This is a genomic window from Ruegeria sp. YTSA075, from assembly GCF_059610245.1.
Window position 1 is genome coordinate 22,469 of sequence record NZ_JBXWNG010000004.1, and the last position, 19,062, is coordinate 41,530.

18 protein-coding genes and 1 tRNA gene are annotated in these 19,062 nt (G+C 53.7%); 9 read left to right on the top strand and 10 right to left on the bottom strand.

Features of this window, described 5'->3' with window-relative positions; all coding sequences use genetic code 11:
• Positions 1–143: 143 nt before the first annotated feature.
• Together AC2FGE_RS08640 and AC2FGE_RS08645 are read right to left on the bottom strand one after the other, a co-directional pair.
• Positions 144–434, bottom strand: coding sequence for a HigA family addiction module antitoxin (locus AC2FGE_RS08640; protein ID WP_496818803.1), 291 nt, complete (start codon positions 432–434; stop codon positions 144–146).
• A 12-nt stretch (positions 435–446) separates the two neighbouring features.
• The gene (locus AC2FGE_RS08645) at positions 447–737 is read right to left on the bottom strand and encodes a type II toxin-antitoxin system RelE/ParE family toxin (protein ID WP_496818804.1); all 291 of its coding nucleotides are present in this window, start codon (positions 735–737) and stop codon (positions 447–449) included.
• A 228-nt stretch (positions 738–965) separates the two neighbouring features.
• Here AC2FGE_RS08645 and AC2FGE_RS08650 point away from each other — a divergent pair, with 228 nt between their 5' ends.
• From AC2FGE_RS08650 to AC2FGE_RS08670, 5 genes are read left to right on the top strand one after another with little or no spacing between them, the layout of a single operon-like run.
• Complete coding sequence (locus AC2FGE_RS08650) at positions 966–3,059, top strand: DEAD/DEAH box helicase family protein (protein ID WP_496818805.1); 2,094 nt, start codon at positions 966–968, stop codon at positions 3,057–3,059.
• Positions 3,049–3,270 carry a hypothetical protein gene (locus AC2FGE_RS08655; RefSeq protein WP_496818806.1) on the top strand — a complete coding sequence of 74 codons (222 nt, stop codon included), beginning with the start codon at positions 3,049–3,051 and terminating at the stop codon, positions 3,268–3,270. The genes AC2FGE_RS08650 and AC2FGE_RS08655 overlap by 11 nt, the downstream gene beginning before the upstream one ends.
• Positions 3,267–5,252 (top strand): AAA family ATPase, encoded by a 1,986-nt coding sequence (locus AC2FGE_RS08660; RefSeq protein WP_496818808.1) that lies wholly within the window; start codon positions 3,267–3,269, stop codon positions 5,250–5,252. Before AC2FGE_RS08655 ends, AC2FGE_RS08660 begins: the two co-directional genes overlap by 4 nt.
• Positions 5,249–5,629: a hypothetical protein gene (locus AC2FGE_RS08665; protein WP_496818809.1), complete on the top strand. Its 381-nt coding sequence runs from the start codon at positions 5,249–5,251 to the stop codon at positions 5,627–5,629. The genes AC2FGE_RS08660 and AC2FGE_RS08665 overlap by 4 nt, the downstream gene beginning before the upstream one ends.
• The gene (locus AC2FGE_RS08670) at positions 5,626–8,178 is read left to right on the top strand and encodes a sigma factor-like helix-turn-helix DNA-binding protein (protein ID WP_496818810.1); all 2,553 of its coding nucleotides are present in this window, start codon (positions 5,626–5,628) and stop codon (positions 8,176–8,178) included. The genes AC2FGE_RS08665 and AC2FGE_RS08670 overlap by 4 nt, the downstream gene beginning before the upstream one ends.
• 22 nt (positions 8,179–8,200) lie before the next feature.
• On the opposite strand, the gene AC2FGE_RS08675 is transcribed toward AC2FGE_RS08670, so the two are convergent.
• The 3 genes from AC2FGE_RS08675 to AC2FGE_RS08685 all read right to left on the bottom strand — a co-directional run bounded on the left by AC2FGE_RS08675 (position 8,201) and on the right by AC2FGE_RS08685 (position 10,461).
• Positions 8,201–9,340: a DNA-methyltransferase gene (locus AC2FGE_RS08675; protein ID WP_496818811.1), complete on the bottom strand. Its 1,140-nt coding sequence runs from the start codon at positions 9,338–9,340 to the stop codon at positions 8,201–8,203.
• Between the two features lie 126 nt (positions 9,341–9,466).
• The gene (locus AC2FGE_RS08680; RefSeq protein WP_496818813.1) at positions 9,467–10,027 is read right to left on the bottom strand and encodes a hypothetical protein; all 561 of its coding nucleotides are present in this window, start codon (positions 10,025–10,027) and stop codon (positions 9,467–9,469) included.
• Positions 10,027–10,461: a helix-turn-helix domain-containing protein gene (locus AC2FGE_RS08685; RefSeq protein ID WP_496818814.1), complete on the bottom strand. Its 435-nt coding sequence runs from the start codon at positions 10,459–10,461 to the stop codon at positions 10,027–10,029. The genes AC2FGE_RS08680 and AC2FGE_RS08685 overlap by 1 nt, the downstream gene beginning before the upstream one ends.
• Positions 10,462–10,636: 175 nt before the next feature.
• On the opposite strand from AC2FGE_RS08685, the gene AC2FGE_RS08690 reads away from it, so the two are divergent.
• On the top strand, positions 10,637–10,855 hold the full coding sequence (locus AC2FGE_RS08690; RefSeq protein ID WP_496818815.1) for a hypothetical protein: 219 nt from the start codon (positions 10,637–10,639) through the stop codon (positions 10,853–10,855).
• 215 nt (positions 10,856–11,070) lie between these two features.
• Positions 11,071–12,165, top strand: a complete 1,095-nt coding sequence (locus AC2FGE_RS08695; RefSeq protein WP_496818816.1) for a tyrosine-type recombinase/integrase — start codon at positions 11,071–11,073, stop codon at positions 12,163–12,165.
• Between the two features lie 64 nt (positions 12,166–12,229).
• Here the strand turns inward: AC2FGE_RS08695 and arsB are convergent, their stop codons facing one another.
• From arsB to AC2FGE_RS08715, 4 genes are read right to left on the bottom strand one after another with little or no spacing between them, the layout of a single operon-like run.
• Positions 12,230–13,252 (bottom strand): ACR3 family arsenite efflux transporter, encoded by a 1,023-nt coding sequence (gene arsB / locus AC2FGE_RS08700; RefSeq protein WP_496818818.1) that lies wholly within the window; start codon positions 13,250–13,252, stop codon positions 12,230–12,232.
• Positions 13,249–14,514 (bottom strand): organoarsenical effux MFS transporter ArsJ, encoded by a 1,266-nt coding sequence (gene arsJ / locus AC2FGE_RS08705; RefSeq protein WP_496818819.1) that lies wholly within the window; start codon positions 14,512–14,514, stop codon positions 13,249–13,251. The genes arsB and arsJ overlap by 4 nt, the downstream gene beginning before the upstream one ends.
• A complete protein-coding gene (locus tag AC2FGE_RS08710; RefSeq protein WP_496818821.1) occupies positions 14,511–15,509 on the bottom strand; it encodes an ArsJ-associated glyceraldehyde-3-phosphate dehydrogenase in 999 nt (332 codons plus the stop codon). Before AC2FGE_RS08710 ends, arsJ begins: the two co-directional genes overlap by 4 nt.
• A gap of 1 nt (position 15,510) precedes the next feature.
• Complete coding sequence (locus tag AC2FGE_RS08715; protein ID WP_496818822.1) at positions 15,511–16,338, bottom strand: arsenate reductase/protein-tyrosine-phosphatase family protein; 828 nt, start codon at positions 16,336–16,338, stop codon at positions 15,511–15,513.
• A 182-nt stretch (positions 16,339–16,520) separates the two neighbouring features.
• On the opposite strand from AC2FGE_RS08715, the gene AC2FGE_RS08720 reads away from it, so the two are divergent.
• Both AC2FGE_RS08720 and AC2FGE_RS08725 read left to right on the top strand, forming a co-directional pair.
• Positions 16,521–16,596: transfer RNA gene (locus AC2FGE_RS08720), tRNA-Thr, on the top strand.
• 183 nt (positions 16,597–16,779) lie between these two features.
• The gene (locus AC2FGE_RS08725; RefSeq protein WP_496818823.1) at positions 16,780–17,094 is read left to right on the top strand and encodes a hypothetical protein; all 315 of its coding nucleotides are present in this window, start codon (positions 16,780–16,782) and stop codon (positions 17,092–17,094) included.
• 35 nt (positions 17,095–17,129) lie between these two features.
• Here AC2FGE_RS08725 and dxs read toward each other — a convergent pair whose 3' ends face one another.
• The gene (gene dxs / locus AC2FGE_RS08730) at positions 17,130–19,058 is read right to left on the bottom strand and encodes a 1-deoxy-D-xylulose-5-phosphate synthase (protein ID WP_496818825.1); all 1,929 of its coding nucleotides are present in this window, start codon (positions 19,056–19,058) and stop codon (positions 17,130–17,132) included.
• Between the last annotated feature and the right edge of the window lie 4 nt (positions 19,059–19,062).

The window sequence follows — 19,062 nt, forward strand, 5'->3', positions numbered from 1 at the left end:
TGGACATAGGACCCTATGTTTATCTGATTAGATTCAATGCTTAAAAGGTTTTCCTGGGCCGCTGACCTAGTAGAGGAGGTTGCATTGGGAGATTTTTTGCGATGTCAGCGCCAGATTTGCGTAATCTACGGTGCGAATGCCCGCTAGGCAGCAACTAACGGCTCAATATCCGACACATCAATCTCCTTTGCCGCCAGCGCCATGTCATAATTCGTCTGCAAGTTCACCCAGTAGGCCGGGGTCGTGTTGAACACACGGGCGAGGCGCAGTGCCGTGTCAGGCGTGATCCCGGTCGTGCCTTTGATCAACCGCTCGATCCGCGTCCGAGGTACGCCTAGACGACGCGCAAAAGCGATGGCCCCCATCTCCAGTGGATCGAGGTAAAGCTCTTTCAGGACTTCACCGGGGTGCATCGGGTGTTCAAGCAAGCTCATCAGCGTATCCTCTCAATGGTAGTCCACAATCTCGACATCGGCGGGGCCGTTCGGCGTCCAGACAAAGCAGATGCGCCATTGCCCGTTGATCCGCACGGAGTGTTGTCCGGCCCGATCCCCTTTGAGTTCTTCCAGGTGGTTGCCGGGCGGGAACCGCAAGTCCTCGACAACAACCGCAGCATCCAGCGCCGAAAGCATCGCCCTCGTGCGCCTCACCAAGTCACCAGGGAAGCCTTTGCCATACTTGCCCTTTACGGCGTTGGCAGCGAGTTTGCCTTTGGTGCCTTGGATCATGTCGAACATGTATCACATGTAGATACATGGATCAAGATACGATACGTCTTTCTGACTAGTGCCGACAAACTGTAGCTAGCACAGCATCCAAAGTACTCAGCCCTTCATCATTCGGAAATCAAGATGCAATCGAGCGATCGGCGTTGACGCCGTCTGGGAATAAACCGACAGTTGTGTTCAGATAAGTGTAATTGAGGCATAGAGAATTGAATCGAAACCAAAGTAACGAATTTTAGAATGATTAGTGACGCACCCGAAGCTGTTCTGGGAGGGGATCTGTCGAAGCTCAAACTTGAGACAGAATACCGTTCTACAAAAAACGACCCGGTCGAGGCGTTTTACAAAAAGTGCCTTCGCAACGCGACCAGCTATCAGAGAGCGGTTGGCTACTTTCGATCCTCTGTACTCTTGATCATTGGAAGCACGATCTTAGAGTTCGCCCGTCGAGGAGGGCGGATTCAGTTGATTTGCTCGCCAAACCTTACGGGCGAAGATGTTCGAAGTATTTCAGCTGGGTATGCACGTCGCGAGGAGGTGTTTGGCGCTGCGATCATAGAAGAATTTGATCGTCTGCTGGCTGAGCCCTCGACGGAGTTTTCCGCAAGAGCGTTGGCAACACTCATTTCTTGCAGCGCCCTAGAAATCAGACTGGCCGAACTCACGACAGGAAGTGGGATCTATCATGAGAAACTGGGCCTTTTTACAGATGATTTTGGTAATATTGTGAGCTTTCGTGGTTCGACGAACGAAACCTGGAGTGGGTGGCACTCAGAAGGCAACTTCGAAGCCTTTGAGGTGTTTTGCGATTGGCATGGAGCATCCGACAAGGTCCGAACCGAAAAGCATCGCAACCATTTCGCGAACCTATGGGCGGGATACGACCCCGGCGTCAAAGTTTCGGCATTTCCGGCAACGGCTGAAAAATATCTCAGCAAATTCGCAGCAAAGAGCATCGAAGATATCATGGAAAGTGTTCCGATCCCGACAGCATCGCGCCGCACACCCTTACCGCATCAAATCAAAGCACTGGATGCTTGGCGAAAGCAAGGCTCAAGAGGAATCTTTGAACATGCAACGGGAACTGGCAAGACATTCACCGCAATAGTGGCGATCAGAGAGCACGTTCAGGCAGGCAAGCCTGCAGTGGTTCTTGTGCCAAGCAGGTTGCTTCTACGCCAGTGGGCTGAAGAGATCCGCGATGAGATCCCTGGCGTCACACTAATGTTGGCGGGAGATGGCGAAAACCGATGGAAGTTACCAGGTCGCCTCAAGAGCATGACAGCTCCCGATGCCGATCTGGGGGCCCGTGTAACACTAGCAATGATGCCAACTGCGGCCACCGATCAATTTCTTAAAGGAGTCGTTCAGAGCGATGACCTGCTCTTAGTAGTAGATGAAGTTCATCAGCTAGGCAGTAGGGTCAACTCGCGAGCGCTTCAGATTGAGGCTGGCCTTCGACTCGGGCTAAGCGCAACGCCGAAGCGCTACGGTGACCCAGAAGGTACACGCAGGCTATTGGGATTCTTCGAGGGTGTTGTACCCCCACCTATCACGCTCTCGGATGCAATGAAGGCTGGCAGGCTAGTGCCCTACCAGTATTTCCCACATTCAATAAACTTGAACGCGGATGAAGCGGATCAATGGCTCGACTTCACGAACCGTATCAAAAAAGAGGTTGCCAAGAGCGCCACTGATGCCAACGGAAAAAAGCAGCTCAGTGAGAGAGCCAGGATGTTGTTGATCCAGCGCTCGAGAGTGGCAAAAAAAGCCGCTGCTAAAGTGGATCTAGCAGTCGAGACTATCAAGAACGAGTTTCGCGATGGCCAAAGTTGGTTGGTCTATTGTGAAGACAGCGAACAACTTGCTGACGTCGCAACCGCGCTCCGGTTGGCTGGAGTTGAAACCATTGAATACCACTCAAATATGGATGGCGACCGAGAGGCCACCATGCAGTGGTTCCACAAATTTGGCGGTATTCTAGTTTCGATTAAGTGCCTCGATGAGGGAGTCGACATTCCCAAGGTTTCGCACGCTCTCATCTTAGCCTCATCGCAGAACCCTCGGCAATTCATTCAACGACGAGGAAGAGTCTTGCGAACACATCCTGAAAAAAATTTGGCAGAGATACATGACGCGATCGTGCAACCGCTCAACGCTGATGCGGAGCCAGAGCAACTGGGGCTCCTGCGTGGTGAGCTAATACGTGCGATTGAATTTGCCGATGGAGCGATGAACATGTCAGCAGGCGCAGAACTAAGGGCCATATCCATGGAAATGGGGATACAGATCGACGACTTGGTAGCAAAAGATGGAGTAGAAGATGATGAGTGAACATTCTGGATCAGACATCGCTTTAGAAATATTGATAGCTTTGCGCGCGGAAGTTGCTCCTGACCTACCAGAAGACCTGCTCCGTGCTTGCTACTACGTGCAAAAAAACAATCAATTCACCTCGGATATATCCGTTCCCGTCGCTGAGATGGAGAAGCTCATCGATGCTGAGGTTGAAATACGTTCAACCAAGTCGGAGAGTCAGCAATGAAGCTTATCCGGCTGACAATGAAGAACTTTATGCCTTACAAAGAGCAGGCTGTCATCAATTTCCCAGAGGATGAGTCGCGAAACGTGATGCTCGTTTTTGGGGACAACATGAGAGGTAAGACCTCGCTTCTCAACGCACTTCGGTGGGGTTTCTATGAGAAGGCTTTGGGCAGACACTCCCGGGATATTCCACTGTTTGACATAGTAAACAAGGATGCGTTGCTGGAAGATGATTGGCGTGTTGAGGTGTTTGTTGAGTTTGAAGCCAACGGTAACGTCTTTGAACTCCGTCGGACAGCAGATCGTCGCTCTCAGGCCGTTCGACCAACCCGTTCCGAAGACCTTCAGACCTCGGTGCTGCTGAAGAAAAATGGTTCAGTCGTAGCCGGAAACGAAGTGGCCTATGAACTCGATCAAGTGGCTCCAGAGCAGACCTCAAGATTCTTTCTTTTTGACGGCGAGTTGTTGCAAGAGTACGAGGAACTGTTGTTCGAAGGGAGCGAGCAAGGGCGGCAGATTAAGGATGCGATTGAGCAAGCGTTAGGCGTACCAACGCTTGTAAGGGGGCGAGATGGACTTAGCACAATTCTCAAGAGTGCTTCTCGTGCGCAGACTAAAGCGCTAGCACATATCTCAGGGCTAAAGGCCCGAGCCTTGCTTGCTGACTCGTTGAACGAGAAACTGGAGGCTTTTGAAGCGGATCAGAAGTACATTGAAGCATCGATTTCTACGATCCGGGAAGAACGCGAGAACCTTCAAGATGAAGTCGAAGCGGCTGCGACAGTCCTCGCATTGAAAAGTAAGCTCGATGCCGCAAGGGAAGAGCGAAAAGAAAGCCAAGCTACGATTGAACGAAAGCAAGTTGAGCGCCATCAAGTCCTGGCTTCCGCATGGAAGGACATGTTTGATGCGAGATTAACCGAGAAGAAGAAGGGCCTTAGAGAGGAGCAGCGTCGCATCACGGAAGACATAAAGAAGACTTCCCGCGTCGAAGCTGACATTGATCGCCTGCGTGAGTTAATCGACACTGACGCTTGTCCGACCTGCCAGCAATCTGTGACCGGACCTATCCGTGAAGACCTTAAAACGACACTTGGTCAGATGCAGGCAAAGCTGATGACGCAAAAGGATGTCAGTGTTCGGCTAAATGACATCTCAGCTCAGCTTGGCAATCTAGAGAAAATTCGCGGATCCGCCGCAGGAGAACGGTTCGCTCAGATCGAAAAAGACATCAATCTAGCGCAGATAAAGCTTCAGAAAGCTGAAAACGAGATCGCTGAAATTGAGAATAAGATTGATGAGCAAGATGCAACCGAGATAGCGCGGAAGCGTTCGCGGATTGTGGATCTGTTCAAAGAAGAGGGCAAGCTAGACGACAACTTGAATAGCGTCCGTACCAACATAAGGAAAGTGAACGAAGAACTAGCGATCGCTAGAAAGGCGATCGAAGGAGTCGCATCAGCAAGGGCTGAGAAATCCACTATTAAGGTCACGCTCACATCGGAACTAGAGAGGGTTTTTCTAGCCAGTATAGAAAAGCTCCGAGACCGACTTCGTGGTCGAGTTCAGCAACTGGCAAGTGATGCCTTTCGTGAAATGACAACGCAACAGGCTTACCAGGGGCTCCAAATCAATGACAACTATGGCCTCAGCATTCTTGACAGCCAAGGGCGTACTGTCTCAATGCGAAGTGCAGGTGCGGAACAGATTGTTGCCCTGTCACTGATAGACGGTCTGAACAGAACGGGAAGATCTGCTGGGCCCGTGGTGATGGATACACCGTTCGGCCGCCTTGACCCAAAGCACCGCAACAACATCCTGTGCTACCTACCAACTGTCACGACTCAGTTTGTATTGTTCGTTCATGGCGGTGAAATCCGTCGTGAAACCGATCTTGAAGCAATCAGGGATCGAGTGGGGGAAGTCTATGAGCTTGTAGAGGTGTCCGAGACACAGACGAAGATTGAAAGGTCCAAACTATGAATGACTCGGATGTTACAACCGTTGGACTTTCCGAACATGCAGATGACCTTCTGGATCAGTTGAAAGAGCAGGAGATTTTCGCCGAGAAGCTAGATGGTTATCGTTTTGCCATAAGTTTTGCGGCCGCATCGGGTGTAATTCCTCCAGAGATTGGAAAGCGGAAAACACTGTTCAATGTGGGATCACTTGACCCAGGCCAGTTGATTAGGAGCGCAGTTGAGGCTCTGTACGAGGATCAGCTAGGTGATACTTCCGTCTACCGAGTTGCTGAACGACTAGCGGACTGGGGTGTTCGTGAGTTATACGAGCAGGCTTCTGAGGGGCAGATTGACTTTGCGAAAATTCTGAAGCGCATGGACGACCTGTCATCACAATGAACTCACCACTCAGACTCTTTTTGATGACCCGAAGGCGCGGGGCAGACTGGAGAATATTTGTTTCCCAGAAGCTGAATGAAGTTGAAGATGAGTGGGCGCGACAGTTTGGAGATGGCTATGTAACCGGCGTCGTTCACGTAGGTTTTGGTCGATTGCCGACTCGTGCGTTTAACGAGGCTGCTGACGGAAACGAGGGATGGCTACTCGTTACACAAGGTGCAAGGTTTGTTTTGCCTCAAACCTTTTCCTGCTCAGAACGCGAGATCGCTCAAGTAGATGGGCTGCCAATCTATCTTGCCCTCGAGGGCTGGGGTTACACCCGCGAGGATCCGACTCTAAGCGTGACGCCGCAATCCGCTGACATAGCTGCTCGCGCCAGCGATATTTCTTCAACACAACCTGCACGTGGTTGGGTATCTAGTTTCCTGTCTGTTGCGCCTGAATTTGACAGCGAGCTTAAGCGAGTCGGCGTTTATGACGAAGAGAGCTACATCGAACTGGAGGAAAGTCTACCACAATCGATTAGAACCGCGTTAGGACACTTTCGCTACGATGCTCTAATTAGCGATGAGGCCGATCCGCTTGACATTGTTCGCTGTGCCCCACCTTGGTTGCGCTCGCAACCTTTTGCAAATCTCTCTCTCACCGTGCGACTTGGAAACGTTTTTTCCAACAACGATATCAGCTTCGTCTCAGATCTAGACGGCTACACACAGGCAGAGCTTTTTCGACTACCGAACTTCGGGCGACATTCTTGGAAGCATCTTTCTGAAGCCCTCAAACAGGGTCTGAAACGTGGTGCAGAAGACTTCACTGTAACAGATGATTTTTTTGGACAGGGGCTACTGGCTTCTGGCGAAGTCGGCTCTGAGAGCAGCGCCCCGCCTGCGCTTCTATCAATCGGACTTCTTGGTAACCTTTTAAAAACAATAAACGAAATCGATGAACGCGATCGAAATATTCTGCTCAATCGAATGGGGTTTAGCCAGAAGCCGAGAACCTTGGAGGACATCGGCAGTGAATATGGGGTCACACGGGAACGGATTCGACAAATTGAGAAGCGGTCGCTCGAACGCATAATAGAAAAAGAGCTTTGGGATGATGTGCTCAGGCACCGGTTGGGCACCATTTTGGATGACCGTGACGACCCCCTCCCACTATTCGGCCTAGAAGTCGTGGATGACTGGTTTAGAGGCACTGCCGACAAGCAAGATGTGCTTGAGTACCTAATTGATGTGATGTGTGAGAAGCGCTTTCACGTCCTAAAAATTGGAGAGTTCAGATACGTAAGTCGTGTTGAGCAAGAAGTTTGGGAGGGTAAGTTGAAGGAGGCTCGTCAACTTCTTGAAGGCGCGGTAGAACTCAATTGGTCTGAAGCAGAGTGCCGTCAAACGATTGATAGCTTGCTACCAACTCAGGGAAAAGAACTGGCCCCCCTACTTTGGGCAGAGGCCTCTCGCTTGTGCCACTTTTCAGGCTCTGACGGCGCGAGAACCCTAACCGCCTATGGGCGTGGTCTCGAGCAGCTTATTCAAGTTGTGCTAGAAGAGAGTTCCAGGCCTCTTCACACAAGTGAGGTAGCAAAGTCTGTCGGTGATTTGTCTGGCAAGCAGGTCGATGAGCAGCAAATTCGAAATCCGGTCGCAAATGTTGGCTTTCTTCTTGGCCGGGGGGTTTATGGTTTAAGGAAGCATGTGCCTTTGTCCGACTTGGAGATTGAAAAGGTGGCTGAGGTCGCTACCGAAATTGTTGCGGAGCACTCGTCTGGCCGGCAATGGCATGCATCTGAACTCCTTGCGGAGGTTCTAGAGGTTGAAGGATCTCTAAGCGATAGACTTGATAAGTACGGTCTAAGCGTAGCGCTCCAGATGAAGTCAAATCTTAAGTACCTTGGTCGGCTTGTTTGGGTTCTGCCTGACGCAGATGATCTGCACCGCGTCGATATTCGAGATGCCGTGGTTGAGATTTTGGATACAGCGGGCGGACCACTCACATCACGAGAAATTAACGAACGGCTAGCTGAAATCAGGGGGTTAAATGGGGCTGTACAGATCTGGAACCGCGATCCAGTTCTTCGTGTAGGTAGAGGTATTTGGGGGCTCAATGATCGGGATCTATCGGTGAAGCGTGAAGAACAACCGGCACTCATTGAAAAAGTTTTCACGGCCCTCAGGCAAAAAGGGTCTGGGATACATCTGGACGAGATCGACCATTACATTGACGGCTTGATTTCAGTTGATCCGGAGGCCGTTTTTAGTATCGCGACACTTGATGATCGAATTGCTGTCAGCATCGGGCGCTTCGCCTACCTAAAGGAATGGGGCGAGCCTAGGCGCATTACACTTAACGCGGCACTCGAAAAGCTAAGTAAGCAAGTGCCGGGACCGATGAACATTGGCGATATCAAAGATTGGCTAAATTTTTTTACCGAACGCCAGATCGATAAGGAAGCTGTCTCACATGCCCTCTCTAGATCCGGTACGCGTTACCTTGGCGATGGAATTTGGGACCTGGAGAGGCAAGTAGCCGACGACAGTGACGATGATTGATGCCAGATATATTCACCGTAGGCTATTGTTGTGTCTTTACTATTGAATCAGCGGTTTTCTGGATTCCTCGGTTCCCAATTGAGATCCCCTGACAAGTAGACACGATACTTGTGGGGCAAAACCGGCCTATGGAGTACGCTGCGTATTTCCAATCTGCTTCAACTCCGAGCCATTTCCTCTCAAGGTTTTCCGCAACGGCACCAGTAGTGTTGCTCCCCGCGAATGGGTCCAAAACGATGTCACCCTTGTCCGTTAGAAATTTTATGAAGAAATCGGCAAGACTCTTTGGCATCCGTGCCGGATGGACCTTAGCTCCTTGATTGAGGCAGAATTTTCGATAATCGTCGCTTGAAACCGTATTGGCCGCCTTTAGCAGATTTGTAGCTTCTTCGAACTCCGAAATCTGGGTCATAGTTTGTTCGAATTGTTGTTGAGAAATCGTGCCATCAATTGATGGGATCCCCTCAACATCACCAACATTTGGTGGGATGGCACCTTTGTTGTCAGTCTTGAAGCTTTCTGCTCCGATGTTGTGTGCTGAAGGGCGGAGTCCAGCATTATACTTACCTGACTTGATCAATCGTTTCATACTGGGACTATATTCACGAAGGACATTGCGATTGTCGGCCTTGGGCCGCTCGTTCGGAGACATCCACCATACTCGTGTGAAGGCATCTTTGACCCTAGACCTCTCTTTGTTCACCCATTCGATTGGCGAAGGGAGGCGTGCCGGGTTATACCAAATAAACTCTTGGCAGAGGTGCAGATCAGCTTTCTCCAAGAAGCGTAGAAACGCCTTCATGACGTGCACCGACATGACAGGACGCCCTGGCATCCAAGCGTTGCCAATCTCAATAACAATTGAACCATCTTCGGTAACCATATCCCGCAAGATAGGTGCGAAATCTGCAAACCATTCGACATACTCATCCTGTGTTCGGTTGCCGTATGCTTTCTTGGTATTTAGAGGGAAAGGCGGTGAGGTCATTACAAGCTGAACCTTGCCAGCAAATCCCTTGAGAGGTTTAGACCGAAGAATATCTTCGGATTTTCCGAGATACATTGATCCAGAGGCGGTGGAATAGACCGGAACCGAGCCATCATCCGCCAAGGGTCTGTCTAAGGCTATGTTTGCCTCATATGTTTCGAACCAATCCGACATTCAATGCTCCCTCGTGACGCGCCGTCTACCCATATTATCGAAGCAGTATGTGAACCACCTCAAAACTTTGAATGTTCCACCTTGAGCTTTAAACACTCTGACAAGCGACTACCCTCAAGCCAGTTTTCAAGAAGAGCTCCTCTGCTCGACAAAGGTTTCGAAGGTGTAGCTATCAACGAACCTAGCACTTTCTCTAAGTTGGCGGCTGAGGTGGCCTTCAGCAAACATGCCTGCACCTGCTATGAACACGGCTGGTAACCACCAAAGAAGAGTAATCAACGTGAAACTATTCGACCAGAAGAGCACATGCATTGCGGGTACCAAAATGAAGGGTATGGCCAGCAGGTAGAACATGCGCAGGGGCTTAAGCTTGAGTTCAACCTCGTCCGACAATTCAGTATGCAGATCAAGAACTCCTTGTTCCCACGCCAGGTATTCGTCTTCCAGTTGGCCGCGCAAGTAGTGACCGCAACGGCAGTATTCGCGTGTCAGGTATTCAATTTGGCCACAATCCGCGCAGGTGACCGCGTTCATGCTTCTTGATCGTGGGCGAGTAGTATCATTTTTTCTATTGTAGTTTGCGTTCGATAGTCCTGCCTTTGCAAGGAAATCATCGAGCTTCTTGGACACGGAAACCTTGCGCGGTCTCAGGACATGAACGCCTGCTGGGAACTCAGTATCAGACATTATGCTACCAACCCTAGAATGCTATCGATCCGCTTGGAGTCTGGCTCATGATCTTCGCCGCCCAAAGCATCGGTGTTAAGAAATTCAGCAAACAAGAAGTCGATCGCGTCCCACTTTTTTTGGGGTGTTACTGTAAGACTCCGTTCCCTGATACGTTGCTCCACCGCTAGACCGATCTTTCGGTACGCTTGAGTCACCTCATCGTGGCGTCTGCTTTTACCAGTCTCGGTGTCGCCTTCCAGCATCCAGAGCGGGTCGACGTCGAACTCTTCATAAATTTTGAGCAAGAGTTCGGCGGTAAGGTCGCGTTGACCACGTTCGTAGTTCTGGAACGCACTTCGACTGATGCCCAAACGGTGACACATGTCCTCTTGGGAGAGCCTTGACGAGTTTCTTACCGCCGCAAGGCGTTTCCCCATTCCCGGAACAGCCATTTTCGACTTTCTTTCGTAATCTTATTGACCTCATTCGTGATCATATCTAACAATATATGTTACGAACGATGGCGATACGCCTGATTCATGCAAAGTCAGCGTAGTTTTGTTTCTTTCTGAACGCAAAACTAATTCTCTCGCCTCGTTATGTGAGTAACTGGCGGAGCGGCGATCCATGACCAAACTTCTCGAGACACCCAAAGAGTTGGCGGAGCGAGTTGGCATTCCGGTGACCAATGTTCGCTACCTGATCCGTGAGGACATGCTGGATCACATCTACACCGCGCCTGGGAAACGGAACCCGAAAATCCCCTGCGGGGCTTGGGAAAAGTACGTGGCCCAGTTCACCGTCAAAGCTGAACCTAAAGCGGCAACCTCGCGCAGGGAGGGTTGATCTATGTCTAGTCAAGCATCTGCCGATGGTTCTCAAATCCTGGGACTTGGCAAAACGCCCGCTCAGTGGGTCGAAGTCATGTCCGGCATGGGAATCGATATTTCGGAGCGAACACTTCGCGAGCGGGCCAACGACACCGGCGCATTCTACCGTCTTGGGCGGACTATGCTGATCACACCCGCGCAGATCGACAAGATTTTTGAAGGAGGCCAGTCATGCCGCTCCAAATCTACAAGAGGGGTCGCTTCTACTGGGCTAAGGGCTGGGTCGAATACAACGGCAGGCCAATCGCAGGCCCATACCGGCGAAGCACTAAGGCATCTACAGAAGCGGGCGCACGGGACTGGATAAACCGCGAGACCGAGCTTCAGATACGTCGCCATGTTGTTGGCGATGAGCCGAGCAAGACGTTCTCTGATGCGATCATGCTCTACAACGCCTCCCCAAAGACCGCGAAGCAGTTGATCCCCATTGTCGAAGAGATTGGCGATATGCCATTGGGCGCCATATCTGGAGCCCTCTTGAAGGGGCTTGGGCCGAAATTGAAACCGAAGGCGTCGACCGACACTTGGTGGCGCGAGATCGTGACGCCAGCGAGTGCGGTGATCAACAACGCGCACGAGCTGGAAGGAACACCGCTCATTCGGGTTAAGCCTTATGACAAATTCGAGCGCATTGCCCAGGACAAGCGGCGGGGGAAGATGAGCCGTGTTGAACGCAAGCCTGCCGACAAGGAATGGATCGAGGCCTTCTGCCGGGCCGCTGATCCCTACAACGCTGCTTTGGTCCGGTTCATGTTCGAGACGGCGGCGCGGATCGATCAGGCTGTCTCGATAGAGACTGACGATCTGCGTCCCGCCGATAACAAGGTCAGGGTGAAGGCCCAAAAGGGCCACCCGGAAAGCTGGATCACCGTTTCACCACAGATGATGGACGAACTCCTAGCATTACCGCCGAAGCGTCCGAAGAACCGAAAGACGGGCAAGTTCATGAAACCGCGAGTTTTCGGCTATGGCAGTTCCACCGGCTACAACACGCGGTGGAAGACGATCTGTAAGAGCGCGGGCATTCCATATCTGTCAGCACACCCAGCAGGACGGCACGGGTTCTTCACTGAATTGGTCGTGCGCCAAGGCGTCGATCCGGTCACAGCAGCCAAGGCTGGGCGCTGGTCTGACCCCAATTTGCCCATGCGCATTTACGCCCACGCAGAGACAGATGAGGCCGATGTCAGGGCCCGTTTTCGTACAAACCACGTACAGGCGGACACTGTACAAACACTCAAGAGCAAGAAATCACAGAAGGAATAGCGCTATGAACGGTTCCCTCCTAAGGGGCAGGTTGCAGGTTCGAATCCTGCCGGGGTCGCCATTCTTACTGCGTCACAGGCTCAGCAAACCTATCGCGGGTCCGGTTGGCGAAGGCGACCAGAGACAGCATCACAGGGACTTCGACGAGGACGCCAACGACCGTTGCCAATGCAGCGCCCGAGTTCAGACCAAACAGGCTGATGGCCACGGCGACTGCGAGTTCGAAGAAGTTCGAAGTGCCGATCATGGCGCAGGGTGCGGCGATACGGTGGGGGACTTTCAGGGCATAGGCCGCGCCGTAGGCCAGCGCAAAGATGCCGTAGCTTTGGATCAGGATCGGGATGGCGATCAGGACGATGACCATGGGTTTGGACAGAATCGTTTGCCCCTGAAGGCCAAACAGGATGACCACCGTGGCGATTAGGCCCATGATTGACCATGGTTTAACCTGTGCTGAAAACCTGTCGATTGCGTCTTGTGATCCCAGCTTTCGGCGCGTGAGCAGCCCGGCGATTAGCGGCAGAACGACATAGAGGACAGTGGCCAGTACCAATGTCTGCCAAGGAACTGAAATGTCAGTGACGCCAAGCAGAAAGGCCACGATCGGCGCGAAGGCCACCACCATGATCAGATCGTTCACTGAGACCTGCACCAGCGTATAGGTCGCGTCGCCCTTGGTCAGCTGTGACCAGACAAAGACCATCGCCGTGCAAGGCGCCGCGCCCAGCAGGATCAAGCCTGCAGTGTATTGGGCGGCATCCTCGGGTGCGATCCATGGCGCAAAGACATAGTCAAAGAACAGAACGGCCAGCAGGGCCATGGTGAAGGGTTTGATCAGCCAGTTGACCACAAGTGTCACGATCAGGCCCTTTGGCTGGCGCGCCACACCTGCAACAGCGCCGAAATCGACACCAACCATCATCGGGTAGACCATGGCCCAGATCAGAACGGCGACAACCAGGTTGACGCTTGCGAATTCGGCTGAGGCAACCAAACCGACCAGACCGGGCGCGGCCAGCCCAATCAGCACGCCAGCAACCATGGCAAGGGCAACCCAGATCGTCAGATAGCGCTCGAAGATGCTCATGAGTATGCCTCAGTTGTTTGGTCGGTCAGCTTGCCCGAAGTGAGCGCTGCAAGCGCCACCATGACAGCCGCTGTGCCCAGCACAAGGGGCAGGCCGCCGACCTGATAGGTAAAGCCGGACAGGACGGTGCCCAAAAGGCGTCCTGTCGCGTTGGCCATGTAGTAGAAGCCGACATCCATCGTGACCCGCTCGGATTTGGTGAAAGCGAGGATCAGATAGGAATGCAGGGATGAGTTGACGGCAAAGATTGCTCCAAACACGAGAAGGCCAAAAACCAGCGTGATTGTCAGCCATGTTTCAGGCCCGGAAGACAGCAAAACGGCCAATGTTAGAGCTGCGGGAACGCAGAAAAGCATCGCGGCCCAGCTGCGCGCGGCGCGGATCAAATCACCTTCGGACCGGTCTGAGGCCCTCAGGATCTTGGGCGCGTTGGCCTGAATAACGCCATAGAGGATGATCCAGAATGCCATGAAGGTGCCGATCATGAAAAAGGCCGCGCGGTTGCCCTCTTCGGTGCCATCCGAGAGGACGGCGTAGAAATAGATCGGGATGCCGACCACGAACCATACGTCGCGGGCACCGAACAGGAAGACTCGCGCGGCGGACAGCCAATTGACGTTGGCAGATTTCGAGAAGACCTCAGAGAACTTCGCGCCTTTGCGTCCTTTGGGCAGGCCGGGGGGCATGAAGCGGATGACGGCGAACAGGATTACCGCCAGAACGACTACCATCACAATGATTGCCGCCTGAAAGCCCAGCGTTGCCAACATGGCCGCACCAAGTAGGAAGCCCAGTCCTTTGACCGCGTTCTTTGATCCGGTCAGGACGGCCACCCATCGAAACAACCCGCCGCCCTCGGTCGGGGCCAGCAGTTTCACCGCAGATTTCGAAGACATCTTGGCCAGATCCTTGGCCACTCCGCTGGCGCCTTGCACGATCATGACAAAGGCCACGGATGCCCCAATCGCCCAGTTAGGGTCTAGTTGCGTCAGCGCCAGCAGTGCGACCACCTGCAACCCAAGCCCGGCATAGAGCGTCGAGGTCAGGCCAAACCGCGCCGCGATCCAGCCCGCCGCAAGGTTGGTGACCATTCCGGCGATCTCATATAGAACGAACAGATAGGCCAGCTGCACCGGCGAGAAGCCCAGCGTATGAAAGTGCAACAGCACCAACATCCGCAGGGCCCCATCGGTCAGCATAAAGGCCCAATAGGCCGCCGTGACCGCGATATAGGCCGACAGCCCCTCGGGCCGGTCGGTCACAGCGAGGCCCCAACCATCAGCGCCACATCGACCAGACGATGCGCATAGCCCATCTCGTTGTCATACCAGGCATAGATTTTCACCTGCGTACCGTTCACAACCATGGTCGATGGCGCATCCACGATCGAGGAGCGTTCGTCATTGGTGTAGTCGGTCGAGACCAGCGGCCGGGTCTCATAGCCCAGAATGCCGTTCAACTCACCTTCGGCGGCGGCTTTGAAGAAGGCGTTGACCTCTTCGACGGTGGTTTCACGCTCAACCTCGAACACGCAGTCGGTCAGTGAGGCGTTCAACAGCGGCACCCGCACCGCGTGGCCATTCAGACGCCCCTGAAGTTCCGGGTAAATCAGCGTGATCGCCGTTGCCGAGCCGGTTGTGGTCGGGATCAGCGAGTTCAGCGCCGACCGCGCGCGCCGCAAGTCCTTGGCCGGACGATCCACAATAGTCTGAGTGTTGGTCACGTCATGGATCGTGGTCATCGAGCCGTGGCGGATGCCCAGATTCTGGTGAATCACCTTGACCACCGGGGCCAGACAGTTCGTGGTGCAGGAGGCTGCGGTCACAATCTGATGGGTCGCCGGATTGTAGATGTCGTCATTCACACCCATCACGATATTGGCGGTCGGGCCGTCCTTGACCGGGGCTGAGACGACAACCTTCTTCACGCCCGCCTTAAAATAAGGGGCCAGCTTGGCTTCGGTCTTGAACACACCGGTGCAGTCGATCACCACATCGACACCATCCAGCGGCAGGGCGCTCAGGTCCTTGGTGCCGATAAACGGCAGGCGCGCGCCGTTGATGGTGACGCTGTCGTCATCATGCTCGAAAGTGGCGTCCCAGCGGCCATGAACCGTGTCGAACTCCAACAGATGCGCGTGCATCTCGGCATCTCCGACCCCGTCGTTGATCCAGGCGATCTTGGCGCCTTTCTCCAACAGCGGTTTCAGGGCCAGCTTTCCCATCCGGCCCAGGCCGTTTACAGCATAAGTGGTCATATCAATTCCCAACAGAGGTTCTGCCGATTTCATCGACAGCAGATTGCAATGCGATGCGGTCCAGGCTTTCGACCGGCAATGAGGTGAACGCCTCGATCCGGTGCTTCAGCGCGCCATAGGCGGTCTGGAAAGCCAGGCTTCTCTCGGCATCGGTCCCGGTTGCTTTGACCGGATCTTCCATGCCCCAATGGCCGCTGATGGGTTGGCCTTCCCAAGCCGGGCATTCTTCGTTGGCGGCCTGATTGCAGACGGTAAAGACGAAATCCATTTCCGGAGCGTCCGCAGACGCAAACTCGGACATATGCTTTGAGCGAAGGACCGAGGTGTCATGGCCCTTGTCATGCAACACTTGCACGGCAAATGGGTTCAGTTCGGATGCGGGTTGCGTTCCCGCGGAATAAACAGTGAACCGATCCCCGCCCAACTGGCGCAACAGCGATTCAGCAAAGATCGAGCGCGCAGAATTTCCCACGCACAAAAACAGGACGTTGAACTTGCGGTCAGTCATTTCGCCTTTTCCTTTTGTTGAAGGCATACAAAGATCGGGCCGCCCCCGGCAGCAATCGATGATCAGGAAATCCAGCATCCCCTGCACATTCTTCATGTCGACGCAGTAGAGCAGCGAGGTGCCAGAACGTTGCTGTGTCACCAACCCGGACCGTTGCAGCGCGTTCAGATAGTTCGACATAGTGCTAGGCTTGATATCCAGCTCTGTCGCCAATTCACCTGCAGGCACGCTGTCAGGAAACCGTCGCATTAACATGCGAAACACGGTGATGCGTTGTGGGTGGCCCAGTATGGCCAACTGATCTGTGATTCTTTCTATCATATTTCATGAAATATAGAAATAATAACAACCAATCAATCCAAGTTCGACCTCGTTACAGAACTTTCACAAACCGAAGCGCCTTGCCGATCTCACAAGCATATGCATCCGGGCTTGCGGGTCCGATCATGAACGTCTAAATGACGCTCCGCACCCAGGCATATCCTGTCAGGGTCACCAAAGGTGCCGCTGTAGCTCAGCTGGTAGAGCACGTCATTCGTAATGATGGGGTCGGGGGTTCGAGTCCCTTCAGCGGCACCAAAATTGGCCCCAAAGCACTTATTGAAGCGGACGAAAGAATGTGACGTAACGTCCAAATCAAAAGCCGTTTTGTCAAGAAGTTGACGTAAACGTAAGCTTGCCAAGGAAAATTTTGACTGACCGGTCAACAAACGCAAAAACCGGCGGAATTCCATACCTTCCCTAGTCAGATAAAATTCGTAAATGCGCCGTGTCGCTGCGGGTTCCGCTCACTCACAAAATTTCCTTGAGCCTCTCCCCCTCACGGTTCGGAAACGACGCGCAGCGACCTCATTGATTAAGAAATACATGCGCTGGAGTTTAACAATGTCGATTAAGTCGCTTCTGAACCAATGGTTGGAAAACAAAACGGTCCGTATTTCCATACCGGGAAATCTTGCTCCTGACTCATCTGATAGCGAGCGTTTCGATGCGGGCTTAGACCAGTCGGAAACCAAAGCTCTTTTTCATAGCGTGCTGCATGAGAAGCAAAACGATGGCATTGCCGGTCGCAGATGAGCCTGTGAACGTTGCAACCAAACCCGGCGCGGCACTTACGCGCGCTTTTCTCCGATCGATGCGACGTCTAGAACGTCCAGAACTTTCGCCTCAATATGCTCGGCGTTCATGCCCGCCACGGCATACATATCCGCCGGGCTGGCCTGGTCGATGAAGATGTCGGGCAAAATCATTGAACGGTATTTCAGGCCGCGGTCAAACACCCCTTCATCTGCCAAAAGCTGGGCGACGTGGCTGCCGAACCCGCCTACGGCGCCTTCTTCAATAGTGATCAGCGCCTCATGCGTTTCCGCCAGACCCAGAATCAGATCGCGATCCAGTGGCTTGGCGAAGCGCGCATCTGCGATGGTGGGGGTGATCCCCCGTGCGGCCAGTGACTCGGCGGCTTTCTGCACCTCGGCGAGGCGTGTCCCAAAGGATAGCAAGGCCACGCGCGCGCCATCCTGGATCATGCGGCCTTTGCCGATCTCCAGCACCTCTCCGCGTTCGGGCAGGTCAACGCCCTCACCCTCGCCACGTGGATAGCGAAAGGCGATGGGGCCATCGTCATGGGCCACTGCAGTGGCCACCATATGCATCAGTTCCGCCTCATCTGCGGCGGCCATAACAACAATACCCGGCAGGTTAGACAGGTAGGCAATGTCAAAGGACCCCGCATGGGTGGCTCCATCCGCGCCAACAAGCCCCGCGCGGTCGATGGCAAAGCGGACGGGCAGGCGCTGGATCGCGACATCATGCACCACCTGATCGTATCCGCGCTGCAAGAAAGTCGAATAGATTGTGCAGAAGGGTTTCATTCCTCCCGCCGCCAGCGCGGCCGAGAAGGTCACCCCGTGCTGTTCCGCAATCGCCACGTCGAAACAGCGCGAGGGGTAGCGTTCTGCAAACAGGTTCAACCCGGTGCCGTCAGGCATTGCCGCCGTGACGGCGACGATCTTGTCATCGCGCGCGGCCTCTTCCACCAGCGTCTTGCCAAAGACCGACGTATAAGATGGTGCGTTCGATGGCGCCTTTTTCTGCTCGCCCGTCACCACATCGAACTTGGCGGTGGCGTGGCCCTTGTCGCGGGCTTGCTCGGCGGGGGCGTAGCCTTTGCCCTTCTTGGTCAGAACATGAATAAGGATCGGACCCGTCGCCCGCGCTTTGACCGTGCGGAGCACCGGCAGTAACTGGTCAAGATCATGCCCGTCGATTGGACCGAGATAGGAAAAGCCAAGCTCCTCAAACAACGTGCCGCCAACGGCCATGCCTTTCAGCATCTCCTTGGCGCGCTTGGCCCCTTCGCGGAACGGCTCGGGCAACAGTGAAACCGCACCTTTGGCGGCGGCTTTCAGATCGTGAAACGGTTCCTCGGCATAGATGCGCGATAGGTAGTTGGACAGCGCACCCACTGGAGGGGCAATGCTCATCTCATTGTCGTTTAAAATCACGATCAGGCGCTTTTTGAGGTGGCCCGCATTGTTCATCGCCTCAAAGGCCATGCCTGCGGACATCGAGCCATCGCCGATCACCGCAATCGCATCGCCCAGCCCTTCGGGCGTGATGCCGCCGAGATCGCGCGCAACCGCAAAACCAAGCGCTGCACTGATCGAGGTTGAGCTATGCGCAGCCCCAAAGGGGTCGTAGGGGCTCTCGCTGCGTTTGGTGAATCCGCTGAGACCATCTTTCATGCGCAACGTTCGAATACGATCACGTCGTTCGGTCAGGATCTTATGCGGATAGCACTGGTGCCCCACATCCCAGATGATCTTGTCGCGGGGTGTGTCGAACACGGCATGCAGCGCCGTGGTCAGTTCCACAACGCCCAGTCCCGCACCCAGATGCCCGCCTGTCACCGAGACGGCGGAAATCGTCTCGGCCCGCAATTCCTGTGCCAACTGATGCAACTGCGCGTCCGAAAACTGCTTGAGGTCAGCAGGACGATTCACAAGGTTCAGCAGAGGCGTGTTCGGGCGATCAGACATTTAG